Source organism: Thermodesulfitimonas autotrophica (assembly GCF_003815015.1).
In the GTDB taxonomy this organism is placed as follows: Bacteria; Bacillota; Desulfotomaculia; order Desulfotomaculales; family Ammonificaceae; genus Thermodesulfitimonas; species Thermodesulfitimonas autotrophica.
On record NZ_RKRE01000003.1, the window covers coordinates 582,085 to 608,597 of the forward strand.

26 protein-coding genes are annotated in these 26,513 nt (G+C 64.5%); 23 read left to right on the plus strand and 3 right to left on the minus strand.

The window, feature by feature from the left end; translation table 11 throughout:
* Nucleotides 1-8 precede the first annotated feature (8 nt).
* The 21 genes from trpD (at nucleotide 9) to EDD75_RS10575 (ending at nucleotide 20,679) form a co-directional block, all read left to right on the plus strand.
* Nucleotides 9-1,025 carry an anthranilate phosphoribosyltransferase gene (gene trpD, locus EDD75_RS10475; RefSeq protein WP_123931815.1) on the plus strand — a complete coding sequence of 339 codons (1,017 nt, stop codon included), beginning with the start codon at nucleotides 9-11 and terminating at the stop codon, nucleotides 1,023-1,025.
* Complete coding sequence (trpC, locus tag EDD75_RS10480; protein ID WP_123931817.1) at nucleotides 1,026-1,841, plus strand: indole-3-glycerol phosphate synthase TrpC; 816 nt, start codon at nucleotides 1,026-1,028, stop codon at nucleotides 1,839-1,841.
* Nucleotides 1,842-1,853: 12 nt separating this feature from the next.
* Nucleotides 1,854-2,474 (plus strand): phosphoribosylanthranilate isomerase, encoded by a 621-nt coding sequence (locus EDD75_RS10485; RefSeq protein ID WP_245963150.1) that lies wholly within the window; start codon nucleotides 1,854-1,856, stop codon nucleotides 2,472-2,474.
* Entirely contained in the window at nucleotides 2,474-3,661 is a 1,188-nt protein-coding gene (gene trpB / locus EDD75_RS10490; protein ID WP_123931819.1) for a tryptophan synthase subunit beta, read from the plus strand. Before EDD75_RS10485 ends, trpB begins: the two co-directional genes overlap by 1 nt.
* On the plus strand, nucleotides 3,658-4,449 hold the full coding sequence (gene trpA, locus EDD75_RS10495) for a tryptophan synthase subunit alpha (protein ID WP_123931821.1): 792 nt from the start codon (nucleotides 3,658-3,660) through the stop codon (nucleotides 4,447-4,449). Before trpB ends, trpA begins: the two co-directional genes overlap by 4 nt.
* Nucleotides 4,450-4,509: 60 nt before the next feature.
* Complete coding sequence (gene hisC / locus EDD75_RS10500) at nucleotides 4,510-5,595, plus strand: histidinol-phosphate transaminase (RefSeq protein ID WP_123931822.1); 1,086 nt, start codon at nucleotides 4,510-4,512, stop codon at nucleotides 5,593-5,595.
* Nucleotides 5,596-5,614: 19 nt separating this feature from the next.
* The gene (aroF, locus tag EDD75_RS10505; RefSeq protein WP_123931824.1) at nucleotides 5,615-6,631 is read left to right on the plus strand and encodes a 3-deoxy-7-phosphoheptulonate synthase; all 1,017 of its coding nucleotides are present in this window, start codon (nucleotides 5,615-5,617) and stop codon (nucleotides 6,629-6,631) included.
* A complete protein-coding gene (gene pheA, locus EDD75_RS10510) occupies nucleotides 6,631-7,455 on the plus strand; it encodes a prephenate dehydratase (protein WP_211328175.1) in 825 nt (274 codons plus the stop codon). Before aroF ends, pheA begins: the two co-directional genes overlap by 1 nt.
* 55 nt (nucleotides 7,456-7,510) lie before the next feature.
* Nucleotides 7,511-8,605, plus strand: coding sequence for a prephenate dehydrogenase (locus tag EDD75_RS10515; RefSeq protein ID WP_123931826.1), 1,095 nt, complete (start codon nucleotides 7,511-7,513; stop codon nucleotides 8,603-8,605).
* 90 nt (nucleotides 8,606-8,695) lie between these two features.
* Entirely contained in the window at nucleotides 8,696-10,003 is a 1,308-nt protein-coding gene (gene aroA / locus EDD75_RS10520; RefSeq protein ID WP_123931828.1) for a 3-phosphoshikimate 1-carboxyvinyltransferase, read from the plus strand.
* 65 nt (nucleotides 10,004-10,068) lie between these two features.
* Nucleotides 10,069-10,731 carry a (d)CMP kinase gene (gene cmk, locus EDD75_RS10525; protein ID WP_123931830.1) on the plus strand — a complete coding sequence of 221 codons (663 nt, stop codon included), beginning with the start codon at nucleotides 10,069-10,071 and terminating at the stop codon, nucleotides 10,729-10,731.
* A 4-nt stretch (nucleotides 10,732-10,735) separates the two neighbouring features.
* Nucleotides 10,736-11,323, plus strand: coding sequence for a lysophospholipid acyltransferase family protein (locus EDD75_RS10530; protein WP_123931832.1), 588 nt, complete (start codon nucleotides 10,736-10,738; stop codon nucleotides 11,321-11,323).
* Nucleotides 11,323-13,374, plus strand: coding sequence for a bifunctional 4-hydroxy-3-methylbut-2-enyl diphosphate reductase/30S ribosomal protein S1 (locus EDD75_RS10535; RefSeq protein WP_123931834.1), 2,052 nt, complete (start codon nucleotides 11,323-11,325; stop codon nucleotides 13,372-13,374). Before EDD75_RS10530 ends, EDD75_RS10535 begins: the two co-directional genes overlap by 1 nt.
* Nucleotides 13,375-13,654: 280 nt before the next feature.
* Complete coding sequence (locus EDD75_RS10540; protein ID WP_123931836.1) at nucleotides 13,655-14,368, plus strand: DUF1614 domain-containing protein; 714 nt, start codon at nucleotides 13,655-13,657, stop codon at nucleotides 14,366-14,368.
* The gene (spoIIP, locus tag EDD75_RS10545) at nucleotides 14,355-15,530 is read left to right on the plus strand and encodes a stage II sporulation protein P (RefSeq protein ID WP_245963151.1); all 1,176 of its coding nucleotides are present in this window, start codon (nucleotides 14,355-14,357) and stop codon (nucleotides 15,528-15,530) included. Before EDD75_RS10540 ends, spoIIP begins: the two co-directional genes overlap by 14 nt.
* A complete protein-coding gene (locus EDD75_RS10550) occupies nucleotides 15,530-15,985 on the plus strand; it encodes a DUF3189 family protein (RefSeq protein ID WP_123931840.1) in 456 nt (151 codons plus the stop codon). Before spoIIP ends, EDD75_RS10550 begins: the two co-directional genes overlap by 1 nt.
* A gap of 47 nt (nucleotides 15,986-16,032) precedes the next feature.
* On the plus strand, nucleotides 16,033-16,407 hold the full coding sequence (locus EDD75_RS10555; RefSeq protein ID WP_170157805.1) for a DUF3189 family protein: 375 nt from the start codon (nucleotides 16,033-16,035) through the stop codon (nucleotides 16,405-16,407).
* A gap of 105 nt (nucleotides 16,408-16,512) precedes the next feature.
* A complete protein-coding gene (locus tag EDD75_RS10560) occupies nucleotides 16,513-17,841 on the plus strand; it encodes a DUF512 domain-containing protein (RefSeq protein WP_123931845.1) in 1,329 nt (442 codons plus the stop codon).
* Between the two features lie 27 nt (nucleotides 17,842-17,868).
* On the plus strand, nucleotides 17,869-19,197 hold the full coding sequence (der, locus tag EDD75_RS10565; protein WP_123931847.1) for a ribosome biogenesis GTPase Der: 1,329 nt from the start codon (nucleotides 17,869-17,871) through the stop codon (nucleotides 19,195-19,197).
* Nucleotides 19,198-19,411: 214 nt separating this feature from the next.
* Entirely contained in the window at nucleotides 19,412-19,993 is a 582-nt protein-coding gene (gene plsY / locus EDD75_RS10570) for a glycerol-3-phosphate 1-O-acyltransferase PlsY (protein ID WP_123931849.1), read from the plus strand.
* Nucleotides 19,994-20,094: 101 nt separating this feature from the next.
* Entirely contained in the window at nucleotides 20,095-20,679 is a 585-nt protein-coding gene (locus tag EDD75_RS10575; protein ID WP_123931851.1) for a lytic transglycosylase domain-containing protein, read from the plus strand.
* A gap of 48 nt (nucleotides 20,680-20,727) precedes the next feature.
* Here EDD75_RS10575 and EDD75_RS10580 read toward each other — a convergent pair whose 3' ends face one another.
* The 3 genes from EDD75_RS10580 to EDD75_RS10590 all read right to left on the minus strand — a co-directional run bounded on the left by EDD75_RS10580 (nucleotide 20,728) and on the right by EDD75_RS10590 (nucleotide 24,214).
* Nucleotides 20,728-21,951 (minus strand): aspartate kinase, encoded by a 1,224-nt coding sequence (locus EDD75_RS10580; protein ID WP_123931853.1) that lies wholly within the window; start codon nucleotides 21,949-21,951, stop codon nucleotides 20,728-20,730.
* A 69-nt stretch (nucleotides 21,952-22,020) separates the two neighbouring features.
* The gene (gene thrB, locus EDD75_RS10585) at nucleotides 22,021-22,932 is read right to left on the minus strand and encodes a homoserine kinase (protein WP_123931854.1); all 912 of its coding nucleotides are present in this window, start codon (nucleotides 22,930-22,932) and stop codon (nucleotides 22,021-22,023) included.
* Complete coding sequence (locus tag EDD75_RS10590) at nucleotides 22,922-24,214, minus strand: homoserine dehydrogenase (protein WP_123931856.1); 1,293 nt, start codon at nucleotides 24,212-24,214, stop codon at nucleotides 22,922-22,924. Before EDD75_RS10590 ends, thrB begins: the two co-directional genes overlap by 11 nt.
* 196 nt (nucleotides 24,215-24,410) lie before the next feature.
* On the opposite strand from EDD75_RS10590, the gene prmA reads away from it, so the two are divergent.
* Together prmA and EDD75_RS10600 are read left to right on the plus strand one after the other, a co-directional pair.
* On the plus strand, nucleotides 24,411-25,277 hold the full coding sequence (prmA, locus tag EDD75_RS10595) for a 50S ribosomal protein L11 methyltransferase (RefSeq protein WP_123931858.1): 867 nt from the start codon (nucleotides 24,411-24,413) through the stop codon (nucleotides 25,275-25,277).
* Nucleotides 25,278-25,375: 98 nt separating this feature from the next.
* Nucleotides 25,376-26,332 (plus strand): DNA double-strand break repair nuclease NurA, encoded by a 957-nt coding sequence (locus EDD75_RS10600; protein ID WP_123931860.1) that lies wholly within the window; start codon nucleotides 25,376-25,378, stop codon nucleotides 26,330-26,332.
* The last annotated feature ends 181 nt before the right edge of the window (nucleotides 26,333-26,513 follow it).

The window sequence follows — 26,513 nt, forward strand, 5'->3', positions numbered from 1 at the left end:
TGAAAAGGATGCTCAAGGAGGCACTGGCCAAGGTGGTGGCTGGGGAGGACCTGCCGGCCGAAGAGGCGCGGGCGGTGATGGGGGAGATTATGGAGGGCGCGGCTACGCCGGCGCAGATTGGCGCCTTTTTGGTGGCGCTGCGGATGAAGGGGGAGACGGCGCCGGAGGTGGCCGGCTTCGCCCGGGCGATGCGGGAGAAGGCGGTGGGTTACCGGTCGCGCCACCCGCTCTTAGTCGATACTTGCGGCACGGGCGGCGACGGCGCCCATACGTTCAACATCTCGACCACCGCGGCCTTCGTGGTTGCTGCGTGCGGCTGTCCGGTGGCGAAGCACGGGAACCGTTCGGTCTCGAGCCGGGCGGGGAGCGCCGATCTCCTTGAGGCGCTCGGGGCGAAAATCGACCTGCCGCCGGCTGTAGCTGGGCAGTGCCTGGATACGGTCGGTTTTGGCTTTTTCTTCGCGCCTCTCTGCCACCCGGCGATGAAGCACGCGGCAGGTCCCCGCCGGGAACTGGGTCTGCGGACCGTTTTCAACATCCTCGGGCCGCTCTGCAATCCCGCCGGGGCCCAGGCCCAGGTGGTGGGCGTTTACGCGCCCGAACTTGTCGACCTGGTGGCGGCGGTTCTCTCTCTGCTCGGGGTGAAGCGGGCCTTTGTGGTCCACGGCGCGGGAGGGCTTGACGAGGTGTCGCCGGTGGGCGAGGTGCTTTACGCCGAAGTGGCAGACGGGGCGGTGCGCCGCGGGGTCCTCGACCCGATCGAGTACGGTGTGGTGCGCTGCCAGCGGGCAGCGCTGAAGGGCGGGACGGCGGCAGAAAACGCCGCCATTACCCGCGGGATTCTCCAGGGTGAGGCGGGGCCGCGCAGCGACGCGGTGGCGCTAAACGCTGCCCTCGCGCTGGTAGCGGCGGAAAGGGCGCAGGACGTGCGCGAGGGGCTGGGGCTGGCGCGCGCGGCGCTTGCTTCCGGCGCGGCGCTCGCCAAGATGGAAGAGTACGTGGCCTGGACCCGGAGCGTGGGATAGGTGTTAGGGAGCATCATTGAGCACAAGCGCGCCGAGATTGCCCGGCGGAAGGCGGTCTGTCCCCCGGAGGTCCTTAAGGCGGCCCTCGCGTTTGCCCCGCCCCCGCGCGACTTTCGGGCCGCGCTGCGGCGACCGGGGCGGGTGGCGGTGATCGCTGAAATCAAGCGGGCGTCACCATCGAAAGGGCTCATCCGTCCGGACGCCAACCCGGTGGCGGTGGCCAGGATATACACGGGTGCGGGGGCAGCGGCGATCTCGGTTTTGACGGACGAGCGCTTTTTTCAGGGGCACCCGGAATTTTTGCGTCTGGTGCGGCGGGTAACGGAGTTACCTCTTCTCTGCAAGGATTTTATTCTTGACCCGTACCAGATCTACGAGGCCCGGCAGATGGGTGCTGACGCCATCCTTTTGATTGTGCGCCTCCTCCGGCAGCGGGAGCTAACGGAGTTTTTGGGGCTGGCGCGGGGATTAGGGATGGAGGCGCTCGTGGAGACGCATACGGAGGAGGAGATCGCGCGGGCGCTGGCCGCCGGGGCGACCGTCGTCGGGATCAACAACCGCGATTTGAAAAGCTTCACCACCGACATTAAGACCACCTTCCGGCTGAAGCATTATCTCCCGCCAGAGGTGGTGGTGGTGAGCGAGAGCGGTATCGGCTCGCCGTTAGCGATGCAGGCGTTAAAAAGGCACGGGGTAGACGCGGCGCTCATCGGGGAGGCGCTGATGGCTGCGCCCGACATCGGGGCGAAACTACGGGAACTTGTCGCTGCCGGTGCAGAAGGCGGCAGTGAGATGATAGGTAACGTCGAACGTTGACCGGGGTAAGCGATGATGGTGCGGGTAAAGATCTGCGGTATCCAGGACGTAGAAACCGCGCGGGTGGCGGTCGCGGCCGGGGCCGATGCGCTAGGCTTTGTTTTCGCGGCCAGCCGGCGGCAGGTAACGCCGGAAACGGTCCGGCAGATTGTGGCGGTCCTGCCGCCTTTCGTGGTGCCGGTGGGGGTTTTCGTTGATGCACCCCTTGAGGCGGTAAAGGAGATCGCCGCCTACTGCGGGCTCGGCGCGGTCCAGCTTCACGGGGCGGAACCCCCCGGGTACTGTCAGGCCCTGCGGGAAATAGGGTTCCGGGTGATTAAGGGTTTCCGGGTGAAGGGCCCTGAAGATCTCGCGGGGCTGGCTGGTTACCGGGTGGACGCGCTTTTGCTGGACACCTTTGTTCCCGGGGTGGCGGGGGGCACCGGCAAAGCCTTCGACTGGGGACTGCTGGCGGGAAAGGTTTTCCCGGTGCCGCTGGTCCTCGCCGGGGGCCTCACCCCGGAGAACGTGGCGGAAGCGGTGCGGCGGGTGCGGCCCTATGCGGTCGATGTCTCGAGCGGGGTTGAAACCGGGGGCCGGAAGGACCCGGCCAGGATCCGGTTATTCATTCAGCGGGCGAAGGAGGTTTTCTGATGCTACCAGATGCGCGGGGGTATTACGGCTGTTTCGGGGGCCGGTTTGTGCCCGAGACGCTAATGCCGGCGCTCGAGGAGCTGACGGCGGCTTACGCGGCCGTCAAAGACGACCCCGGGTTTCAGAGTGAGCTTGAACGGTACCTCGGCGATTACGTGGGGCGGCCGACACCGCTTTATTTCGCGGCCCGGCTTACCGCCTACCTGGGCGGCGCCCGGATATACCTCAAGCGGGAGGACTTAAACCATACCGGCGCCCACAAGATAAACAACACGATCGGGCAGGCGCTTTTGGCGAAGCGGATGGGAAAACGGCGGGTGATTGCCGAAACCGGTGCCGGCCAGCACGGGGTGGCTACGGCTACGGCCGCGGCGCTCTTAGGTTTTGAGTGCGCCATTTACATGGGGGAGGAAGACATCGTCCGGCAGCGGCTCAATGTGATCCGGATGCAGCTTTTAGGCGCGCAGGTGATCCCGGTGGGTGCCGGGAGCCGGACGTTGAAGGACGCAATGAACGAAGCGATCCGCGACTGGGTGACCAACGTCCGGGACACCTACTACCTGATCGGCTCGGTCGCCGGCCCCCACCCTTACCCGATGATCGTGCGGGATTTTCAGGCGGTGATCGGGCGGGAGACGCGGGAGCAGGTCCGCCAGGAAACCGGACGGCTGCCTGACGTGGTTGTGGCCTGCGTTGGGGGCGGTTCGAACGCCATGGGGATCTTTTACCCGTTTCTTAACGAACCGGCGGTGCGGCTGATCGGGGTGGAAGCGGCCGGCGAGGGCCTATCAACGGGGCGCCACGCGGCGACGCTTAACTGCGGCCGCCCCGGGGTGCTGCACGGCTCTTTGAGCTACGTCCTTCAGGATGCGGACGGCCAGATAAACCTTGCCCACTCGATTTCCGCCGGGCTGGATTACCCGGGGGTGGGACCGGAGCACGCCTACCTCAAGGAGACGGGCCGGGTGACTTATACCACCGCTACCGACGCGGAGGCGCTCGCGGCTTTCGAACTGCTGAGCAAGACCGAGGGAATCCTCCCCGCCCTCGAGAGCGCGCATGCGGTAGCCGAAGTGGTGCGGCTGGCGCCCACGTTGCCGCACGACGCGGTAGTGGTAGTAAACCTTTCGGGCCGGGGGGACAAGGATGTGGAAACGGTGGCCCGGGTGAAGGGGTTGAAGTTATGAGCCGGATAGCAGAGACTTTTGCGGGTTTGCGAAAACGGGGCGAGAAAGGCCTCGTCACCTATCTTACCGCTGGCGATCCGGACCTGGAGCGGACTGCGGCGCTCATTGCGGTGATGGACCAGGCGGGTGCCGATATCATCGAGATTGGGATTCCCTTTTCCGACCCTCTGGCCGACGGACCGGTGATCCAGGCGGCGTCAAACCGGGCGCTCGCTGCGGGCGTGACGGTGGATAGGATCCTGGCGATGGTGGCAGAAGTGCGGGCGGCGGTTGCGGCGCCGTTAGTGCTGATGACCTATTACAACCCGGTCTTCCAGCAGGGGCTCGAAGCCTTCTGCCGGCGGGCGGCAGAAAGCGGTGTGGACGGGATGATCGTGCCCGACCTCCCCTACGAGGAGAGCGGGCCGCTGCTGCGCGCTGCGGACCGCTACGGGATCGATCTCATTCCTCTAGTGGCACCTACCAGCACCCCTTCCCGGATTGCGGCGATCTGCGCGCGGGCGCGGGGTTTTATCTACTGTGTTTCGGTCACCGGCGTAACGGGGATGCGGGAAACGATCGAGACGGATCTGAGGAGTCTGGGTGATAGCATCCGCCAGCACACTAACCTGCCAGTGGCGATTGGTTTTGGGGTTTCCGGCCCCGAAGCGGCGGCGCGGGTTGCGCCCTTCTGCGACGCGGTGGTGGTCGGCAGCGCCATCGTCCGCCTTATCGGCGCCGGGGCTTTCGAGGAGGTGGGAAGGTTTACCGCGGCCCTGAAGCGGGCTTTAAGCCCTCAAGGGGGATAAAGGATTGTCCTGCCAATAGGACTGTGGTAAGATTGTTCAAAAACCGGGGAATGAGGTTGTATGGAAATCAAGGTGCGCAGTTGTCTTGACAGCCTGGCAGTTTACCAGCCGGGTAAGCCTATCGAAGAGGTCAAGCGGGAGCTCGGCCTCGAAGACATCGTTAAATTAGCCTCCAATGAGAACCCTCTCGGTCCTTCGCCGCGGGCGATGGCGGCCGTTGCCGCGGCGGTTAGCCAGATGAATTTTTACCCCGACGGAAGTGCCTACCGGCTTCGCGCTGCGCTGGCGGCGCGGCTAGGGGTTGAATTCGATGCCGTGATCGTCGGCAACGGCTCCAACGAGCTCGTCCAGATGCTCTCGCTGGCGCTTTTGGAACCGGGCGACGAGGTGGTAATGCCGGTCCCAACCTTCCCGCGTTACGAGCCCCTTGCCCGGCTGATGGGGGCGGTGCCCGTGGAGGTGCCGCTTAAAGATTTCCGGATCGATATCGAAGCGATGGCCGCCCGGGTAGGGCCGAAAACCAAGATGATTTATCTCTGCAACCCGAACAACCCGACGGGAACGATCGCCACGCGGCAGGAGGTCGATTGGCTGCTCGAGCGCCTCGACCCGGCGGTTCTGGTTGTTTTTGACGAGGCCTATTTCGAGTACGTCACCCACCCGGACTACCCCGACGGCCTCGATTACTACCGCAGGGGTTACAACGTGATGGTGCTGCGGACCTTTTCAAAGATGTATGGTCTGGCGGGGCTGCGGGTCGGCTACGGTGTCGGCTCGCCACGGCTTGTCGGCTATCTCAACCGGGTGCGGGAGCCCTTCAACGTCAACGCCCTGGCCCAGGAGGCCGCGCTGGCTGCGTTAGAGGACGAGGAGTTCGTGACGCTTACGAAAAAGACGAACGAAGAAGGCAAGCGCTTTCTCTACCAAGCTTTCGGGGCGCGCGGGATTCCTTACGTGCCGACGGAGGCGAACTTCATCTTCTTCGACGCCGGTCGGGATGAGCGGGTAATCTTCCGGCGGATGCTGGCGGAGGGCGTCATTATCCGGGGCGGTTTCGGATATCCGACGCACCTGCGGGTGACGATCGGCACGGCGGCGCAGAACGCCCGCTTTGTGGCGGCGATAGAGAAGGTTCTGGCGGAGTGAGACGGAGGTGGAGTGCTGAATGATCATCGTGATGGCGAATAACGCTACGGAACAGGAGATCGAAGGCGTAATCAGGCGGATCGAGGACGAAGGCTTCAAGGCCCACCTTTCGCGGGGCGTGGAAAAGACGATTATCGGGGTTATCGGGGACGAGCGAAGGCTAAAGGAGGTTGCCCTGGAGGTGTTGCCGGGGGTGGAAGAGGTGATCCCCATCCTTCAGCCTTACAAGATGGCCAGCCGTTCCTTCCGCGCCGACAGGACGGTTATCGACCTGGGAGACGGTATCGTGATCGGCGGCGAGAGGATTCACGTCATGGCCGGACCGTGCGCCGTAGAGAGCCGGGAGCAGTTGCTGACGGCGGCCGAAAAGGTTAAAGCCGCAGGCGCAACGATCCTGCGCGGCGGCGCGTTTAAACCGCGCACCTCCCCTTACTCTTTCCAAGGGTTAGGCGAAGAAGGACTCAAGATTTTGGCCGAGGCGCGCGAGAAGTTCGGGCTCAAAATCGTGACGGAGGTAATGGATATCCGCACCCTTCCTCTGGTTGCGGCGTACGCGGATATCATTCAGATCGGCACCCGGAACATGCAGAATTTCGACCTCTTGAAGGAGGTTGGCAAGGTTAACCGGCCGGTGCTCCTCAAGCGCGGCTTGTCAGCAACCATTGAGGAGTGGCTGATGGCGGCCGAATACATCCTCGCCAACGGTAACTTCAACGTGATCCTGTGCGAGCGCGGCATCCGTAGCTTTGAAACCTACACCCGCAATACCCTCGACCTTTCGGCGGTTCCGGTGGTGAAGCACCTGTCGCACCTGCCGGTGGTGGTCGACCCGAGCCACGGCCTCGGGCGCTGGAAGTTCGTGGCGCCAATGTGCCGGGCGGCGATCGCGGCGGGGGCCGACGGCCTGTTAGTGGAGGTTCACCCCAACCCGGCGGCGGCGCTCTGCGATGGGGCGCAGTCGCTCACGCCCGAAAACTTTGGCGCAATGATGGATGACCTGCGGCGGATAGCGGCAGCGTTAGGGAGGACGCTTTAGTGGCCGTTTTGCGGATCGGCTTTTTAGGGCCATCGGGAACCTTTACGGCGCAGGCGATGGCCCGTTTTTATTCGGGCCAGGATTACGAGGGGGTCCCTTATGCCGAGATACCGGAACTTTTCGGTGCGGTTGCGACGGGGGAGGTGGCGGCGGGGGTCGTCCCCGTGGAGAATTCCCTGGAAGGCAGCGTGAACGTGACGCTCGACCTTCTCGTCCGGGACCCGGCGGTGGTCATCGTTGGCGAGGTGATTCTGCCGGTGGTTCACCATCTTCTCGCCCGGCGCCCCGGGCGCTTCACGCGGGTGCTTTCCCACCCACACGCGCTGGCGCAGTGCCGGGCGTTCCTGGAGCGGGAGCTACCGGGGGTGGTCCGGGAGGCGACCACCTCTACGGCGGAAGCGGCCCGGCTGGTGGCTTCCGCCGACGAATCCTGGGCCGCCATTGGCACCGAGGAGGCGGCAGAGCGCTACGGGCTGGTCGTGGTGGCCCGGGCGATTCAGGATAGCGCCGAAAACGAGACCCGTTTCGTGGTAATTGGGCGCGAACCCGCTTCGCGGACGGGGAAGGACAAGACCTCGATCGCCTTTTCGCTGCGGCACGACCGGCCGGGAGTGCTTTACGCGGCGCTTGGCGAATTCGCCCGGCGCGGGATCAACCTGACAAAAATCGAGTCCCGCCCGGCGCGGCGCAGCATCGGCCACTACATCTTTTTTATCGACTGTGAGGGCCATAAGGAAGACGCGCCCGTAGCGGCGGCCCTGGCGGCGATAATAAAAATGAGCACTTTTTTCAAGGTTCTTGGTTCTTACCCGCGCTGGGAATGACGGGCAGAAGTGGCTGCAAATGTATGGGGAAACCGCTATTTGGGGAGGACGGCAGGTGTTCGGACGGGTTGCGATTATCGGTGTGGGGTTGATCGGCGGCTCCCTCGGGATGGCGCTTAAGCGGGTCGGTCTGGCGGAAGAAGTGGTGGGCGTTGGACGGAGCGAGGAAAAACTCCGGTTAGCGCTGGAGGTCGGTGCGGTCGACAGGGTGACGACCGCGTTAGGGGCGGTGGCGGACGCAGCGCTCGTCGTGGTGGCCACGCCGGTCGGCACGGTGATCCCCGTGGTAGAGGCGATAGCTCCTTACCTTAGGGCGGGGACCGTGGTTACGGACGTGGGGAGCACCAAGGCGGCCATCGTGCGGGCGGCTGAGCCCATCGCCCGCGCCCGTGGTTTTTCCTTTGTGGGCGGCCACCCGATGGCCGGCTCGGAGCGAACCGGGGTGAAAAGCGCCGACCCCTACCTTTTCGAAAACGCCTACTACATCCTGACCCCGACCCCCGCTACCGAGCGGGACGCGGTGGCGAAGGTCCGGGCGCTGGCTTCAGGGATCGGGGCCCGCGTGGTTGAGCTTTCTCCCGAGGCGCATGATTTTTACGTCGCGGCGGTGAGCCACCTTCCCCACTGCGCGGCTGCCGCCCTCGTCAACACCATTGGGGCGCTTCCCGAGCGGGAGGCGCTGCTGCCCCTGGCCGCGGGGGGCTTCCGGGATACCACCCGGGTGGCGGGAGGGGATCCGGCGCTATGGCGGGACATCCTGCTCTCTAACAGCGGTGCCGTCTTGACCATGATCGGCCGCTACCGGGAGTCGCTGAGCGAGCTTGCGGCCCTGATCGCTGCGGGCGACGGCGCGGGCGTGGAAGGGTGGCTGCGGCGCGCGCAGCAGGTGCGCCGGACGGTGCCGGCCAAGAGCAAGGGCTACCTGCCGGAGCTTTACGAGATTGTGGTGACCGTCCCCGACCGGCCGGGTGTAATAGCCCGGCTGGCGGGGATTCTCGGTGATGCCGGTATCAATATCAGCGACATCGAGATCCTCCGGGTGCGGGAGGGGGAGGGCGGCACGATCAGGCTCGGTTTTGCCGCGGCTGCCGACCAGGAAGAGGCGGTGCGCCTGCTGCGGGCCAGCGGCATCGAAACCCGGAAACGGTAAGATCTTAATAAACGTCGAACGCTGAACGTTAAACGGACCCCAAAGGTCAGTCAGTATAAGCTTGAACGTCTTTTCGGAGGGGGGGTTCATTTGCGGCTTAGGGTCAAGCCGGCACGTACCCTGCAAGGTGAAGTGGAGGTTCCCGGCGATAAGTCGATCTCCCACCGGGCGCTCATGATAGGGGCGATTGCGGAAGGGGAAACGGTGATCGAGAATTTTCTCGCCGGTGAGGACTGTCTAGCCACCTTAGCCTGCCTGCGCGCGCTGGGAGTGGGCATCACGGGGCCGGAGGCGGGGCGCGTGCGGGTTAAAGGGCGCGGGCTACACGGGCTCACCGAGCCCGCCGACATCCTCGACGCCAAAAATTCCGGCACTACGATGCGACTGCTTCTCGGCATCCTTGCGGGGCAGCCTTTTTTTAGCGTCATCACCGGTGACGCGAGCCTCCGCCGGCGGCCGATGGGCCGGGTGGTCCGGCCGCTGCGGGCGATGGGGGCCCAGATTATGGCGCGGGCGGGCGGGGAGCTTGCCCCCCTTGCGGTTAGTGGCGGGGGGCTCAAGTCCATCGAGTTTGCCTCGCCGGTGGCGAGCGCGCAGGTCAAGTCGGCGGTTCTTTTAGCGGGGCTTTATGCCGCCGGGGAAACGGTGGTAACCGAGCCGGCGCTTTCCCGCGACCATACCGAAAGGATGTTGGCGCTTTTCGGCGCGCCCGTCAGGCGAGACGGGCTTTCCGTTGCGGTTCGGGGCGGGCCGGTGCTCAAAGCGGTGCCGGTGCGGGTCCCCGGCGATATTTCCTCGGCCGCTTTTCTGCTGGTTGCCGCCTGTATCGTGCCGGACGCCGCGGTTACCGTAAAGGGGGTAGGCCTTAACCCCACCCGCACCGGCATCCTCGACGTGCTGCAGGCGATGGGAGCCCGGATCGAGGTTAAGGTGCGGGATGCCGGGCCTGAACCGTGGGGTGACGTTACCGTTTATTCCGGGGCGCTACGCGGCACGGAAGTGGGCGGCGAGCTGATTCCGCGCCTCATCGACGAAATCCCTGTGCTGACCGTAGCGGCGGCGTATGCCGCCGGCGAGACGGTGATCCGCGACGCCGCCGAGCTCAAGTATAAGGAGTCGAACCGGCTGCGGACGATGGCGGTAGAACTGGCGCGTCTGGGGGCGGACGTTGAGGAGCTGCCCGACGGACTGGTTATCCGCGGCGGAAAGCCGTTAAAGGGAACGATGGTGGAGAGTTACGGGGACCACCGGGTGGCGATGGCGCTGGCGGTGGCGGGCCTCGCCGCCGCGGGCGAGACGGTTGTTCAGGACGCCGGGGCGATTAACGTCTCCTTCCCCGGTTTTGTAGCCGCGCTTACGCGTCTCGGTGCGGCGGTTGATACGGAAATTTTGGCTTAGAAAAAGGAAATCTATAGGGAGTGTCGAATTCAAATCAGCGAACGCAGAAAGGGCAGAGTTCGGCTTTGCGGATCGCGATTGACGGCCCGGCAGGTGCCGGGAAGAGCACCGTAGCCAAAAAGCTCGCGGGACTCCTCGGCTACGACTATATCGACACCGGGGCGATGTACCGCGCTGTCGCCCTGGCGGCTCTATCGGCGGGGATTCCCGGCGACGATGAAGAAGCGCTGACGCGTCTGGCCGAGAGCCTTACGATCGAACAGGTCTGGCGGCAGGACGGGACGACTTTAAAGGTTTTTCTAAACGGGCGCGATGTGACGCGCGAGATCCGGACGCCCGAGGTTTCGCGTTTTGTATCCGTTATAGCGCAAGTTCCCGGGGTGCGGCAGCAGCTCACCGCAAAACAGCGGGCCATGGCGGCTTCCGGCCGGGTGGTGATGGAAGGGCGGGATATCGGCACGGTGGTGCTGCCTGACGCCGAGAAAAAATTTTTTCTCACGGCGTCGGTTGAGGAGAGAGCGAGACGCCGCTTCCTCGAGATTACCGGGCAGGGATACGACGCGACCCTCGAGGAGCAGATTAGGGAGATTGCGGCGCGGGATGCCCGGGACGAATCGCGCGCGGTGGCGCCCCTAATGCCGGCGCCCGATGCGGTGGTGATCGATACCACCGGCAAGAGCCCCGATCAGGTGGTGGCAGAGATGGCGGCGCTAGTGCGCGGGGGCTGAAACGGTGGTTTACTGGTTTGCCTGGGGTTTATGCAAAGTTTTGCTCCTGCTCCTGCGCCGGTGGAAGGTGGAAGGGGCGGCGAACCTGCCGCGCGAGGGAGCGGTCATCGTAATTGCGAACCACCAGAGCTACTGGGATCCGGTGGTGCTCGGGACGGCGCTTTCGCGGCGGGTTTACTTTATGGCCAAAGAAGAGCTTTTCCGGGTCCCGCTTTTCGGTCTGCTCCTGCGCCTCTTGGGTGCTTTCCCGGTACGGCGCGAGGTTTACGACCGCCGGGCGTTTAAAATGGCGCTTGACCACCTAATGCGCGGTCACGTCGTCGGGATATTCCCCGAAGGGACGCGCAGCCACACGGGAAAGCTCCTGCCCGCCCAGCCGGGGGCGGCGATGCTGGCGCTACGGAGCGGGGCGCCGGTGGTTCCGGTGGCCCTGATCGGTACCCGCGGCCTCTGCGGCCGGGTGAGGGTTAGGGTTGGCAAGCCTTTCTTCCTGGCGTCCGGGGGCAGTAAGCCGTCCCGCGCCGAGATAACGGCCGGGGGCGAAAAAATGATGGCGGCGATTGCCGCCTTGATGGAAGATGGTAGGCACTGATGGAGGTTAAGAGGGCGGCGTCGGCAGGCTTCTGCTTCGGGGTGAAGAGGGCGATAGAGCTGGCGCTGCAAGCCCGCGCGGAAAATACCGGGCGGATTTTTACCCTGGGCCCCCTGATCCACAATCCCCAGGTGGTCAGGCTGCTGGCCGAGAAGGGAATTGAGGTGATCCAAGACTTGGCGGCCGCGGCGGAGGGGACCTTGGTCATCCGGTCTCACGGGGTAGAACCCGAAGTTCTTGCGGCCGCTCAAGAATTAGGCTTGAAGGTTGTGGACGCCACCTGCCCTTTTGTAAAACGGGCGCAGGAACTGGCCCGAGACCTTACCGAGCAGGGCTACACGGTGGTCGTTGTCGGTGACCGGGAACACCCGGAGGTGCGGGGCATCGTCGGCTGGACCGGGGGACGGGCGCAGGTGGTGGAAGGTCCGGAGGAGGCCGCCCGCCTGCCGCTCTTGCCGCGGGTTGGCGTCATCGCCCAGACCACGCAGCCGCTCGATAACTTCGAAGCGGTGGTGGCGGTGCTCCGGCGCCGGCTGGTTAAGGAAGGAGAAGCGCCTTCCGAGCTCCGGGTTTTCAGCACCATCTGCCACGCGACCGCCGAGCGGCAACAGGCGGCGCGCGAGCTTGCCGCGCAGGTCGACGTGATGGTGGTGGTCGGCGGCTACGACAGCGCCAACACCCGGAAGTTAGCGGCGATCTGCCGGGAGAGCGGCACGCCGACCTACCATATCGAAACCGCTGACCAGCTCAAATCGGAGTGGTTTGCCGGGGCGCGGGTGGCGGGGCTGACTGCCGGGGCGTCCACACCTGATTGGATTATCGAGGAGGTAGAAAGGCGAATGAAGGAACTGGCGGAGAATGCGCAGGAAGAGATGCAGATGGCCGATTTCCGGACCCTGCGCGGCGGCGAGATCGTCAAGGGAGTCGTGGTGGCGATTGACCAGAACGAGGTGCTCGTAGATGTAGGGGGCAAAACAGAAGGCGTTATCCCGCTCCGGGAGCTGTCCTGCTGCGAGATCTCCTCCCCGCACGAGGTCGTGAGTGTGGGGGATGAAATAGATGTCTGGGTGGTCAAGGCCGAAGACCACGAAGGCCGCGTCATTCTTTCTAAGGGCCGCGCGGATGCGGAGAAAGCCTGGGTGAAATTGCAGGAAGCCTTCGAGAAAGGGACGCCCGTCGAAGGGGTCGTGCGGGAGGTGGTGAAAGGCGGGGTGATTGTGGATCTCGGTGTCCGGGCCTTTCTGCCCGCCTCCCTCGTGGACCGGGGTTATGTGGAGGACCTGACGAAATATTTGGGGCAGAAGGTGACCTGTAAAGTTATCGAGCTTAACCGGGCGCGCAAGAAGGTTGTCCTTTCCCGCAAGGCCATTCTCGAAGAGGAATACCAGCGGAAACGCGAGGAACTGTTCAACTCCCTCCAGGAGGGCGCGGTGGTGCGAGGCGTCGTGCGGCGGCTCACCTCGTTCGGTGCGTTTGTGGACATCGGGGGTCTGGATGGCCTGCTGCACATTTCGGAGATTGCCTGGCACCGCGTCAACCACCCGGCGGAGGTTTTGAAGGTCGGCCAGGAGATTGAGGTCAAGGTGATCAAGATCGACCGGGAAAACGGAAAGATCAGCCTTTCCCGGAAGCAGGTGATTCCCGACCCCTGGGATACGGTGGCGGAAAAGTACCCCGTGGGCAGCCTGGTGGAGGCGAAAGTGGTCCGGCTGGCGCCCTTCGGTGCTTTTGTGGAGCTTGAACCGGGTGTGGAAGGGCTGGTGCACATCTCCCATTTCGCCGACTGGCACGTGGAGAAGCCGGAGGATGTGCTCAACGAAGGGGACAGGGTTACGCTCCGGGTTCTCAGCGTTGACCCTACCGGGCGGCGCATCCGGCTCTCCCTGCGCGATGCCATCCGGAAAGGAGAGGATGTGGCCGGGGATGAGCAGCGGACCATAGAAGACAGCATGACTGTCGATTACGCCAGTGCGGTGGCCACGGCGGAAACTGAAGAGGACGCAGGGGAGACGGCGGCTATCGGTTTGCCCGACGACGAGATTTCGGACTGAAGGGCCGGCCCGGGATCAAGGGTTGGCTTATAGGTAGCTGCCGGAAAAGAACGGGGCCGGGACGAGATTCGGGCCTGGCGTTTCTGCCGCTTTCAAGTTCGCCGCTTTTGTTTAAGACACCGGAGAAAAACCCGGTGTTTTTTATTTTGCGCGGGCGCGGCGCTTTCCCGGGGTGAAAGGGCGCGGGGCGGCGGATGCTGGTATATTTTTGCGCTGTGCGGGGCAGCCTTATGACGGAAGTCCATCTTGCGGAGAAACGGATAGAAAAGGTGAGGTGGTTATGGACAGATTACCGATCGGTCTGTTAGCGCTAATCATCGTTTCCGTCCTGATCTACCTGGGACTTGGCCACCGGGTTTTTGACCGGATGCGGCTGACGGACAGGGCGGCACTTATGATTATCGCCGCCCTTCTTTTAGGCAGCCTGATCGACATCCCGATACCTGGGCGGCCGGTTTCGGTTTCCATCAACGTGGGCGGCGCTTTGGTGCCGGTGGGGCTGGCGATTTACCTGCTTGCCGGGGCAGGCACGCGCGAGGAGCGCTCCCGGGCGCTGTGGGGCGCGCTTTTGACCGGCGCCGTGGTTTACTTTATCGGCAGCTACCTGATGCGGGGCCTCACGGAGCCCGCCGGCCGCTACCACTTTATGGAGCCTCTCTATCTTTACCCGATCGTGGCGGGCGTGGTGGCTTACGTGATGGGACGGTCGCGCCGGGCGGCCTTCGTAGCGGCTACCTTAGGCGTGCTCCTCGGGGACATTTTTCACTACCTCCGGGTTGCTGCCGCCCGGGCGCCGGTGCGGGTGGATATCGGCGGCGGGGGCGTTTTTGACACGATAGTGCTCGCGGGCATTTTCGCCGTACTCTTAGCGGAGGTAGTGGGCGAAATAAGGGAGCGGGCGCAAGGGGGGCCCGCCACTGAAGGACGGGCCGAAGAGTTAGTGGCCAACCTCCAGTCTCCCGCGGAAAGGGGTAGGGATGATGAGAGTAAATAGCGCCGTTGCGCTTTTGTTAGGAATGGTGCTGATAGCGACCGGCTTGGGACTCGGCGTTTTCCTGACGGCGGGCGAGCTGCCGGCTTTGCCTGCGGCGGCGGGCTTACTTGACCGCGACGATGAGCTCAAACCGGGCGACTATTTCACCGTGGTTGACGAGGCGCGCCGGGCTATCGACGAGCTCGGGCGGGCGCTTACTCCCGGTGACGAACTGATTACCGCCGACGGGAAGCACTACCGGATTGAAAAGGTGAGCGGCAAGGTCGCCCAGGCGCGGCTTTTGGGCATTGACCGCGACGTTCTGGCGTGGGAGGAATACTTCGACCGCGCGGCGGTGCCGGTGGGCATCTTCGGCGGGCGCCGGGCGGTGGGCGTCTATCATACCCACAGCGACGAGTCCTATGTCCCTACGGATGGTGCGGCGGCGATTCCCTACCGGGGCGGGATTCTGAAGGTGGGTGGCTACCTTAGCGGGAAGCTGCGGCGGAACGGGGTTGGCGTTCTCCACGACACGACGCCGCACGACCCGCACGACGCCTACGCCTACATCCGCTCGCGCAAGACGGCCGTCCGGTTGCTGCGGGCAAATCCCATCGCGCTGTTCGACGTTCACCGGGACGGTGTCCCCGATCCGGACTTCTACCGGAAGCAGGTGGCCGGCACCACGGTGGGGCAGGTCCGCCTCGTGGTGGGACGGCAGAACCCGCGCATGTCCGCGAACCTTGACTTTGCGAAGCGGCTGATGACCTATGCTAACCGGGTGCATCCGGGGCTGGTCAAGGGAATTTTTCTCGGTAACGGCAGCTATAACCAGGACCTGATGCCGACGGCGCTGCTCCTTGAGTGCGGCACGCACACGATAACCCGTCCGGAAGCAGAGCGCGGCGTGCAACTGTTGGCCGACGCGGTTCCGGTAGTGCTGGGAATTACCGGACCCCGTCCAGACCTGCCGGAGAGTGCGCGCCCCGTGACCAACAAGACCTCGCCGGGTGCCTGGCGGGCCTTTGCGTGGGTCCTGGTGGCTACGGTTATCGGCGTGGGGGCTTATCTCCTCATCGGCGCTGGCAGCTGGGAGACCGCACGCGAACGGCTCCGCTCCTTCTGGCGGCGCGAGGCGAACGTGCTCCGCGACCGCGACCGGCAGGGGGATGATAAGGCTTAGTGAATATCGTTTACCACTGCTACGGCGGAACGCACTCTTCGGTTCTGGCGGCCGCGCTCCACACCGGGCTTATCTCCCCCCGGCGGCCGCCCGGGGCTGCCCGCCTCTTCGCGCTGCCGTTTCTTGACCGTCAGGACGGGAGCAATCACGGGCAGCTCTATTTCTTCGGCACCGACGAAAAAGGCCACCGCGTTTACGTGCTCGGGCGCCGCCGGGACGGGGAGATGCTGAGCCTGGTCTTCGGCGGCCCTGCAGGGGAGGAACCGGCCGGGGACTTGTTGCTCGTAAACGCAATGTATTGCGTGCCGCCGCTTTTAAAAATCGGCGGTTTCCTGTCGCGGCGCCTCAAATTAACCCGGGTCGGCCGCCCGTTAGTGGTGGCGGGATTGCGGCAGGCTTACCCGTGCCTGCGCGAGCTGGTCTACCGGGTTAAGGCGGAGGTCGACGAATCATAGGCAGAAAGCTCCTCTTTTTCAGCTGCCGGGAGCTGCCGCTGCCGGCGGTGGCGGCGGCGATCAGGACCGGCCGCCTGGCGGGAGACGTTCCGCCGGCGCCCGGCCGTCTTTTTGCGCTGCCGCTCTTCGCGGCGCCGCGGGCCTTCGTCTATTACGGCACCGACCCTGAGGGGCACCGGGTTTACGCCTTTTGGTGTCGCGGGGAGGCGCCCTTATTTTACGAATTTTTTAGGGCGCGGCAAAAACTTTTGGGAGAAGCGGAATGGCTCCTCCGCCCGGTGCCGGATGTCGCCTGCGGAACGTGGTTGTCCCTGGCCTGGTGGCTTGCCCGCAGCGGTTGCCCCTTCGGCAGGTGGCTTTTCTGCCGGGCCCTGGCCCGCTGCTACCCGCATCTGGTGCGTTTGGCGGCGGAAGAGGCTTGACGCCGGCACCCTCCTGCAGGATAATTTACTCGTGGTGTCTGGGTATTTCCGACAAAGTTTGCGCTTGGCGCGGTGAAAGTTGCAGACTGCGTTTCCCCGAGGTCAATGAGCGGTCTCGAGATAAAAGCGGTGGAGCCCGGCAGCGCCGCATTTGCGGCCGGGCTGGCGGCCGGCGACCGGATCACCGCTATCGGTGGCCGGCCGGTCAGGGACATCATCGACTACTACTTCTATCTGGCGGTTGCCGAACCGGAACTCACCGTCCGGCGGGGGGAGAAGGAGTTCAACGTCCGGCTCGCGGCGGAAGCAGGACGGCCGGGCTTAAGTTTTGTTTCGCCTTTCGGCCGGATCCGCCGGTGCGCCAACCGCTGCCTTTTTTGCTTCGTCGACCAGCAACCGCCGGGACTCCGCCCGAGCCTCTGCTTCAAGGATGACGATTACCGCCTCTCCTTCTGGGAAGGAAATTTCGTTACCCTGACGAACTGCACGCGCCGGGACATAGAAAGGATTGTGGCCCAGCGGTTGAGCCCGCTTTACGTTTCCGTGCATACCACCAACCCGGAGCTGCGCGCGCGCCTGATGGGAAATCCCCGTGCGGCGGAGATCAAGGCGCAACTCGCGGCGCTGGCAGCGGGCGGCATTACCCTGCACACGCAGGTCGTCCTCTGTCCCGGCCTCAACGACGGGGCGGAGCTGGAGCGGACGGTGCGGGATCTGGCGTCCTTTTTCCCGGCGGTGCGTTCGGTGGCGGTGGTACCGGTTGGCCTGACGGCACACCGGGCGGGACTCTACCCGCTGCGCCCCGTGACGCCCGCTGCGGCAGCGGCGCTCATAGAAGACGTAACGGCGTGGCAGCGGGAGTTCCGCCGGCGCTACGGCAGCAGGTTGGTCTTCGCGGCCGATGAGTTTTACCTCCTGGCAGGAAAAGCGGTGCCGGCGACGAAGGAGTACGAGGGCTTCCCGCAGTTGGAGAACGGGGTTGGGCTGGTGCGGCGCTTTCGCGACGCTTGGAAGCGGGTGGCGCGGCGCCTCCCGGAGACGACCACCCCCTGCCGGGCGGTTTTGGTTACCGGCACGCTGGCCGCGCCGGTGCTGCGACCCGTGGTTGCGCGGCTCAACGCAGTGGCGGGGCTTGAAGTAACGTTGGTGCCGGTTGCGAACCGCTTTTTCGGGACCAGCGTAACGGTGGCCGGCCTGCTTACCGGCCGGGATATCTGCGCGGCCCTCGCTACGCTTTTCCGGGAGGGGCTGCGGCCCGAACTCGTGGTGGTCCCCGCTGCGGCGCTGAAGGACGGGCGCCTCTTCCTCGACGATACGACCTGCGCGGCGGTAGCGCAGCAAGTCGGCTGCCGGGTGGTAGCGGCGGCTGGCCCGCACGAGCTCGTGGCCGCCCTCGGGGTGAAACTTGCGCGCCGCAGTTTTCGTAAAGAGTGAGATTCCGAAACGGTAAAGGAGTCGGTCATGGGCGAGAAACCGGTGGTTGTGATTGTCGGGCGGCCAAACGTGGGCAAATCAACCCTTTTCAACCGGCTGGTCGGGGAAAGGGCGGCGATTGTAGAGGCTGAGCCGGGCGTTACCCGGGACCGGATTTACCGGGAAGCCGAATGGAGCGGCCGGGAATTCCTGTTGGTGGACACGGGCGGTGTGGTGGCCGCGCCGGAAGGGGCTATCGAGGCGGGCATCAGGCGTCAGGTGGCGCAGGCGCTGGAAAAAGCCGATCTCGCCCTCTTCGTCGTCGATGCCGGTACCGGACTGATGCCCGAGGACAGGGTGGTGGCGGACCTCCTGCGCCGGGCGGGGAAGCCGGTGCTTCTGGTGGCCAATAAGGTGGACCGCTTTGACCCGCCGCCCGCCCTTGGGGAGTTTTACGCCCTCGGGATGGGGGAGCCCTTACCGGTTTCGGCGGCCCAGGGGCTTAACACCGGCGACCTCCTCGACGCGATTGTGGCGCGCCTTCCGGAGAAGTCATCCCGGCAGGTGGGTGAGGAAGCCCTGCGGGTGGCGATTGTCGGGCGGCCGAACGTGGGGAAGTCCTCGCTGGTCAACGCGATCTTAGGCGCGGAGCGGGTGATTGTGAGCGAGATTCCGGGGACGACGCGGGACGCGGTGGATACGCCCTTCCAGCGCGGCGGCAAAAGCTACGTGTTGATCGATACCGCCGGTATCCGGCGGAAAAGCCGGATTGATTTGCCGGTGGAGCGGTACAGCGTGCTGCGCGCCCGGAAGGCGATTGACCGGGCGCAGGTGGCGGTGCTCGTGCTCGATGCGCTTGAGGGCGTCACCACGCAGGACCAGCGGATTGCGGGGATGATTGAAGAGGCGGGCCGAGCGGTGGTGGTGGTGGTGAATAAGTGGGACCTGGTGCCGGCGGAACGGAGGGACGCAGCGGCGTTCCGCGAGGCAATCGGCTACGCGCTCGACTTCATCGGCTACGCGCCGGTGGTCTTCACCGTGGCGACTGCCGGCAAGGGTATCGGGCGACTCATAGAAGCGGTGGATACAGCGGCGGCCAACGCTTGCCGGCGCGTACCGGCGGGGGAGTTCAACGCCCTGCTGCAGGAGGCAACCCTGCGTAACCCGCCGCCCCAGGCAGCCGGCAAGCGCCTGAAGATCTTCCACGGGAGTCAGGTCGGGACCAACCCGCCCGTCTTCCTGCTTTACGTTAACGATCCGCGACTTATGCACTTTTCCTACCGCCGTTACCTCGAAAACCAACTGCGTGCGGCCTACGACTTCACCGGAACACCGGTCCGCTTCAAGTTGCGGCGCAAGCGGGAGAAGAAGGCCTAACTGCCCGGCGGCCAAAAACCTTACCCTGGCTTTCCCCGAAAAACCTTTCTTCATATACTGAAGGTGAAACCCGGGAGGGAGACGCATTCTGCCGAAAAGCGGCGCATTGCGGCTTGTCTTTTTTCGCGTCTCCCTGTATCCTAAATAAAAAACCAGCCGGCGGCTTCAAAGGTGAAAATCTGCTAGCGCAGAAGCGGGAGCCGCGGCAGGCGGGGTGGTTTTTCTGAAACTGATAGGCATTGCCCTGATTGCTTACCTTCTCGGCTCTTTTCCCACCGGCTACCTGTTAGCCCGCGCCCGGGGGATTGACATTTTCCGGTACGGCAGCGGTAACATCGGCGCCACCAACGTCTGGCGGACGCTGGGTCCGGCCTTCGGTCTGTTGGCGCTGGCCGGCGACGTGGGCAAAGGGGCGGTGGCCGTCTACTTAGGCAGCCGCGCTGGCGAGTGGCCGGCGGTCGTTGCCGGCGCCTGCGCCCTGGCCGGTCATAGCTGGTCGGTCTTCCTCCGCTTCCGCGGCGGCAAGATGATTGCCACCGCGCTCGGCGTCTTCATCATGCTCACGCCGGGGGCGGCCTGCGGCTCTCTATTGATCTGGGCCTTCGTCTTTGCTTTGAGCCGCTACGTTTCTCTGGCCTCCATTATCGCGGCCGGCAGCCTGCCGCTGCTCATCGCCGCTTTCGGCTACTCCTGGCCCTACATTCTTTTCGGGGCGGTTGCGGCTGGCGTTGCCATTTACCGCCACCGGAGCAATATCCGGCGCCTCCTTACCGGGACCGAGCACCGGTTCCGCTAACCCGCGACCTTTTCTGACAAAACAACTAAAAATCAGCGGCAGGGGAAAGCGCTGTTGGCGACGAACCATAAACCTACAGCACGATTTACGGAGTGAACCCGGTGCGGGAGATCGATTTTCCGCCGAACGGGTGGGACGACGTCGCCTCTTTTCAGCCGCGCGACTTCCTTGCTGCTGTCACCGAATCATCTCCGTCCTGCCGGATGAACGATGAGCTTTACGGTGCCGTCTTCCGCGCGGCCGGCCGGCGTTACGCGCTTTCCCCAGCGTTATTGCGGGCCATCGGTGCCGTGCTTTCGGGGAAAAGGGCGGACTTTGTCTCTTCCAGCGGGAAAATGGGAATCATGCAGCTTTCTCCGGAAGTTGCCAGGTTTCTGAGGCTTCAGAACCCGTTCGACCCGGTCGAGAACATCTTCGGTGCGGCGCGCTACCTGCGGTTGCTCCTTGACCGGCACGACGGGAATTTCCGGGCGGCGCTTGCGGCTTACTATGCGGGCGCCGCGCCCGGCGCGGCGACTCCGGGTGACGCCTCCTCCCGGGAGGCGGAGGAATTTGTTACCCGGGTGCTGGCTCTGGCGGCGGTGGAGGCCGGGCGCCAGAAAAAGCGCCCGAAAGGGGAAATACTTGCGGAACTTGCCCGGTTACTCCAAAACGGCGCGAAAGGCGGCCGGGCTGACAGGGCCTGAGCCCCCGTTTTTCACGGCCGCCTCTGGAATCCTGGTAAAGCTGCGGCTTTAGTTCTGCCCCACCGCGTCGAGCCCGAACTTCCTGTGCAGCGCCTGCACCGCCCTCTGAGCCTCGCTCTCCTTAATCACGCAGGAAACCTTGATCTCTGAGGTGCTGATCATCTCGATATTTATCCCTTCCGCGCTCAGCGCTTCGAACATCGCCGCCGCCACTCCGGGCCGGGTGATCATCCCGGCGCCCACAATCGAAACCTTCGCTACCCGGTCGTCGTAAGTGTAGCCTTTGGCGCCGACGGCCTCCTTCACCTTTTCGACCACGGCCAGCGCCTTTTTTAGATCGGTCCGGGAAACGGTGAAAGCGATGTCGTTCCGGCCGTTGCGGGTCGCCCCCTGGATGATCATGTCGACGTTAATCTTTTCTTCGGCCAGCGCGGCGAAAAGCCGGTACGCGATCCCCGGCTGGTCCAGCACGTCGAAGATGCCGATTTTGGCGACGTTCAGATCGTGCGCGACGCCGCTCACCATGTGCGCGCGTTCCATCCCGTCATCCTCCTTAACGAGTGTTCCCGGATTGTCGTTGAAGCTCGACCGCACCACTAACGGCACCCCGTAAAGTTTTGCTAATTCTACCGAGCGCGGGTGGAGGACCACCGCACCGAGGCTGGCAAGCTCTAACATCTCGTCGTGGGAGATCACCGGCAGCTTGCTTGCTTCCGGTACCACCCGGGGATCCGCGGTATAAACCCCGTCCACGTCGGTGTAAATCTCACAGCGGTCTGCTTGGAGCGCCGCCGCTATGGCTACCGCGGTCGTGTCGGAGCCGCCCCGTCCGAGGGTCGTGACGTCGCCGTTGGGCGCGAGGCCCTGAAAGCCGGCCACCACGACGATTTTCCCCGCAGCGAGTTCCGCGCGGAGTCGTGCCGCAGCAACCCCCGTAATCGCCGCCTTGCCGTAGACACCGTCGGTAGCGATACCGGCCTGCGGCCCGGTGAGCGAAACCGCCTGGGCGCCTAATTCGTGGAGGGCCATGGTCAACAGGGCGATGGATACCTGCTCGCCCGTTGCTAAGAGCTGGTCCATCTCGCGCGCCGCGGGATCATCGCTTAACTGCCGGGCAAGGGCGATAAGCTCGTCCGTAGTATCGCCCATAGCGGAAACAACCACTACCACCTCGTTCCCTTCCTGGCGCGTGCGCCAGACCCGGTCAGCAACGCGCTTGATCCGCTCCGGATTGGCCACCGAACTGCCGCCGAACTTCTGAACAATAAGCATTGCCACACTCTCCCGACATGCTTCTGTCAATAGCATTATTATATAACCAGCAAGCGAAATGTTGCAGAGCTAAAACTGCTCCACCCGGGCGCCGGCCGCGTCCGGTTGCAGAATCAAAACCCGCGCCTGAACCCCCGCGGCCCCAAAAGCGGCCTCCATCGCGTCGCCAACGGCCGCGGCGTCCTGCGTGGTTAGCGCCACCACCGCGGGTCCCGCGCCGCTTAAAGCCACCCCGCAGGCGCCTGCTTTAAGGGCGGCGGCGAGTACTTCGTTCAGTCCGGGTACCAGCGGGGCGCGGTAGGGCTGGTAGAGCCGGTCTTGCATTGCCACCCGTAGCAGGTCGTAGCGCCCGCAGGCCAGTGCGCCGGCCAGGAGGGCTGCCCGCGCGACATTAAAGAGGACCTCCTCCCGCACGTAAGAGGGGGGCAGAACCCGCCGGGATTGCGCGGTAGGGAGGGAGAAAGCAGGAACGGCTACCACGGCCCGCAGTTCTGCCGCTACCGGGAACCTGAGAGTCAGGACCCGCTTCCCTTCAACAACCGCCACGACGGCGCCCCCGTAGAGCGCTGCCGCTACGTTATCCGGGTGCCCTTCCAGCGCGGCCGCTAAATCCAGTACTTCCTGAAGGGTCAGCTTTGCGCCGCCGGCGGCGTTTGCCGCTAACATCCCGCCGATGATCGCTGCGGCGCTCGAACCGAGGCCTGCGCCTACCGGGATGGCGTTTTCGAGCGTGATTTGGACCCCGGCGGGGACCGGAAAGCCGGTCGTGTTCCAGACGCGCCTGGCCGCCTGATAGACCAGGTTTCTTTCATCCCGGGGGATGTTCTTTTCTCCTTCACCCTTTACCGTGATCCGGAGCCCCTCTCCGGCCACGGTGAGCGCAACCTTATTATAGAGCGCGAGGGCGAGGCCGGCGCAGTCACAGCCCGCGCCGAGGTTTGCCGTGGTCGCGGGGACCGTTACCCTGACGCTAACCGCCATACCACTCTTCGACCCGGATGATGTTGGCCACCGCTTCCACGGTCGGCAGCCGGCGCAGTTCTTCGACCGCGGCCCGCAGATTTGCCTCGCGCACCCGGTGGGTGACGAGCACTAATTCCGCGATTTCGCCCGTCGTCTTCTGGATCACCGCCGCCAGGCTCACCATATTATTCCCGAAGGCGGCGGCGATGCCGGCCAGAACGCCCGGTCTATCCGTCACGCGGAGGCGGAGGTAATAGGAGGTTTCCACCGCCGTAATCGGTTTCACCCGCTTGGTTTCAAAACAGGTGCACCCCGTCGTTCCCCGCATCTGGTAGCGGATGTTCCGGGCCGCGGCGATGATATCCCCGACCACCGCGCTGGCCGTGGGAAGTTCGCCGGCGCCGCGCCCGTAAAACATCGTGTCGCCGACTGCGTCCCCCCGCACAAAAACGGCGTTGAAGACGTCCCGCACCGCCGCGAGCGGGTGCGCGACCGGCACCAGGGCCGGGTGAACCCGCACCTCGATCCCCTCCGGCGTTTCGCGGGCAATGCCTAAGAGTTTCACCACGTAGCCTAATTCGCGGGCGTAGCGAATATCCGCGGGCGTTACCCGCGTGATGCCCTCAACGTAAACGTCTTCTAACTTTATGCGGGAGTTGAAGGCGATGGAGGCGAGGATGGCGATCTTACGGGCGGCATCGAGTCCCGCAACGTCGCTGGTCGGGTCGGCCTCGGCGTATCCTTTCGCCTGCGCTTCTTGCAGGACCGTCTCGAACGCGGCCCCTTCCTCGCTCATCTTGGTTAGGATGTAGTTGGTGGTACCGTTGACAATCCCCATCACTTCTATGATGCGGTTGCCCGCCAGCGCTTCTTTAAGGATCTTGATGATGGGGATACCGCCGGCGACGCTCGCCTCAAAGAAGAGGTCGGCCCCGGTCGCCGCAGCGGCGGCAAAGAGTTCCTGCCCGTGGGCGGCGAGAAGGTCCTTGTTGGCCGTCACCACGCTTTTTCCCCGGGTTAAGGCTTCTACCACGTAGCGGCGGGCCGCCTCAATGCCCCCCACCACTTCAACCACGATCTGAACGGCGGGGTCAGTGAGAATCGCCGCCGGATCGGCGGTAAAGAGGTCCGGTGGCACCTCTATGCCCCGGTCCTTCTCCGGGTCCCGGACGAGCACCTTGCGCACCTCGACGGTAGCGCCCAAGCGGTTCGTGATTAGTTCCCGGTTTTGCTGCAGGACGCGGTAAACGCCGCGCCCCACGGTGCCGAAACCCAAGAGGCCGATACCGATTGTGTCCACGGCTATCTCCCCTTTTGTGCCTGGTGCGCCCGCTTGTAGCGCATCTTTCGCCGTGCTTAACCTGTCGCGGGCGTTTTTGCCGTCTATAAAAAGGATTATAACACCGCTAACCGCCAAAATAAACAGCCATTTCGGGCCTGCCCTGCGGGGCAGCGACAGAATATGGTATAATGGCTGCTGAGGGGGCTAAAGCGCCATGAAATGGATAGAAATCGAGGTTACGGTGCGGCCGGAAGCGGTGGATCTGGTGAGTTCGCTTCTCTGCGAGTTGACCGGCTACGGCGTGGAAATCAGCACCGGTGGGCCGGGAGCCCATTCTCCGGAGGCGGTAGCAAGCCTGGTGCACGTCAAGGGCTACCTGCCTGAGGAGCGGGCCGGGCAGAGCGAAGAAATTATTGCTCTTCTTTCAAGATTCGTGCTCTGTCCGGTGCAGGTGCGGGAGCTGCCGGAAACGGACTGGATCCGCCTCTGGCGGAGCCACTACCGGACCTTTCGGGTAGGGAAACGCCTCGTTATCCGGCCGCCCTGGGAAGAGTACGCACCGTTGCCGGACGATCTGGTTATCACCCTCGATCCCGGCATGGCCTTCGGCTGCGGCACTCATCCCACCACGCAGCTCTGCCTGGAGTTACTGGAACGGGTGGTGAAGCCGGGAGATGTGGTTTGCGACGTTGGCACCGGCTCCGGCATCCTGGCCATTGCCGCCGCACGCCTTGGTGCCAGCCGGGTCTTGGCGGTGGACGAGGATGCGGTGGCGGTGCGGGTCGCGCGTGAGAACGTGGCCCGCAACGGTGTCGCGTCAGTGGTCCGCGTGGTAGCGGGCGACCTGCTGCGGGGGGTTGGCGAGCCGGCCGACGTCATCGTGGCCAACATTGTCGCCGACGTCATCATCGCCTTCGCTCCCGAAGCGGCGCGGCACCTTAAATCGGGCGGCACGTTTATCGCCGGCGGCATTGCGGCCCCCCGGGAAGCCGAAGTCACGGCGGCGATAGAAAAATATTTCGCGGTCTGCGAAGTCACCCGCCGGAACGACTGGGTGGCCGTAGCGGGGGTGGCCCGGTGACGGGGCGGTGGCCGGGCGACCGGGGTTAAAACGAGGCTTGCTCCGTTGGTCATCGTATGGTAGGATGCCCTTAAGAGGTTGCGTGGAGGGTAGGCTGCTTGCTGATTGCGAATGAAGGGGCGCTGGCGGAGCTCAAACGTTTCGGCGCGGCGCTTGCCGCCTTTCAGCGGCCGCCGGCAGGGGCGGTCCGGGAGGCGCTCTGCAAGGTCGGGCGTTTTATCCCGGTGGCGCCGCGGGAACCCGAGCGGGCGGTGGTGGCGGTGGATGGCTCCTGCCAGACAATAGGGACAACCTACCCCTGCTTTTTGGCGTTGATTCAGGCGGTGGCGCTGCCCCTGCCCCCTGTGGGGGAGCCGGCGGTAGGCCACCGGCTTTTTTCGCCGTTGCTTCCCGAAGAACGGGCGGTGCTTGAGGCGGCGGGCGGGGCGCAACCGGCCGAGACGGCGGCCGAACTGCGGGTTAAGGCGCTTATGGCCGAGCTGGAGCTCACGGTGGCGCTTGAAGTCGCCGGCCGCGTGCGGGGGGCGCTCACGCTGCTTGACGGCGGTTTTGTCCATTTTCGGGCGCGGGCGGCGGCGCCTTTTGCCCGGCTAACAGAGGCGGTTGCGGCCGGCGCCGGGGTGCTCATCGGCGTGATCGAGGAGGTTTCGAGCCGGCTGTTAGGTGAAGCGGTGGGCGACCTCTGGCCTGCCGGGCACTGCCCCTACGACCGGGAGATCCTCTACGGCTGCCTGGAGGTCGGGGAGGCTTTCGTTGTCGGGCCGGGGCTGAGTAAAGGGGAGGGGACGGGGACCGTTTTCGCCCGCTTCGGGGCGCACCCGCAGCCGGTAGCTTTCGATTTCTTACGGGTGCAGGAGGAGGCGGTCCTGGCGGCTTTAGGGATGTTGCGGGCGTTGACGCCAGGGGACGGGCGGGGCGTTCCGGCGCCGGTGGACCTCGCCGACCGTTACGTGCGGCTGACGGCGGCGGAGGTGGAGCAACTGGTGGCGGCAGCCGTTCCGGCGGCGCTGCGGGAATTGTTGCTGACGGCGCACCGGACGCGGCGCGCGCTTTAAAGGGGAGTCGTTCCCGACGATTTCATCGTCGTCACCTGTTTCAGCTCCAAGCGAACACTTGAGACGTGCGGCAACCAAACTGAGCGACGACGAGCGGCGGAGGCGGGTCTGCGGCCACGGACGGCCGCAGAGGGCAACCACGGCACGGACGCCGTGTTTGCCCGGTGCCCGCCGGAGCGCG

What these genes read in the sequence shown, in the direction of transcription:
- trpD (WP_123931815.1), top strand. Translation starts at nt 9, where the DNA reads ATGCTCAAGGAGGCACTGGCCAAGGTGGTGGCTGGGGAGGACCTGCCG.
- EDD75_RS10485 (WP_245963150.1), top strand. Translation starts at nt 1,854, where the DNA reads ATGATGGTGCGGGTAAAGATCTGCGGTATCCAGGACGTAGAAACCGCG.
- trpB (WP_123931819.1), top strand. Translation starts at nt 2,474, where the DNA reads ATGCTACCAGATGCGCGGGGGTATTACGGCTGTTTCGGGGGCCGGTTT.
- trpA (WP_123931821.1), top strand. Translation starts at nt 3,658, where the DNA reads ATGAGCCGGATAGCAGAGACTTTTGCGGGTTTGCGAAAACGGGGCGAG.
- hisC (WP_123931822.1), top strand. Translation starts at nt 4,510, where the DNA reads ATGGAAATCAAGGTGCGCAGTTGTCTTGACAGCCTGGCAGTTTACCAG.
- aroF (WP_123931824.1), top strand. Translation starts at nt 5,615, where the DNA reads ATGATCATCGTGATGGCGAATAACGCTACGGAACAGGAGATCGAAGGC.
- EDD75_RS10535 (WP_123931834.1), top strand. Translation starts at nt 11,323, where the DNA reads ATGGAGGTTAAGAGGGCGGCGTCGGCAGGCTTCTGCTTCGGGGTGAAG.
- EDD75_RS10540 (WP_123931836.1), top strand. Translation starts at nt 13,655, where the DNA reads ATGGACAGATTACCGATCGGTCTGTTAGCGCTAATCATCGTTTCCGTC.
- spoIIP (WP_245963151.1), top strand. Translation starts at nt 14,355, where the DNA reads ATGAGAGTAAATAGCGCCGTTGCGCTTTTGTTAGGAATGGTGCTGATA.
- EDD75_RS10560 (WP_123931845.1), top strand. Translation starts at nt 16,513, where the DNA reads ATGAGCGGTCTCGAGATAAAAGCGGTGGAGCCCGGCAGCGCCGCATTT.
- der (WP_123931847.1), top strand. Translation starts at nt 17,869, where the DNA reads ATGGGCGAGAAACCGGTGGTTGTGATTGTCGGGCGGCCAAACGTGGGC.
- EDD75_RS10580 (WP_123931853.1), bottom strand. Translation starts at nt 21,951, where the DNA reads ATGCTTATTGTTCAGAAGTTCGGCGGCAGTTCGGTGGCCAATCCGGAG.
- thrB (WP_123931854.1), bottom strand. Translation starts at nt 22,932, where the DNA reads ATGGCGGTTAGCGTCAGGGTAACGGTCCCCGCGACCACGGCAAACCTC.
- prmA (WP_123931858.1), top strand. Translation starts at nt 24,411, where the DNA reads ATGAAATGGATAGAAATCGAGGTTACGGTGCGGCCGGAAGCGGTGGAT.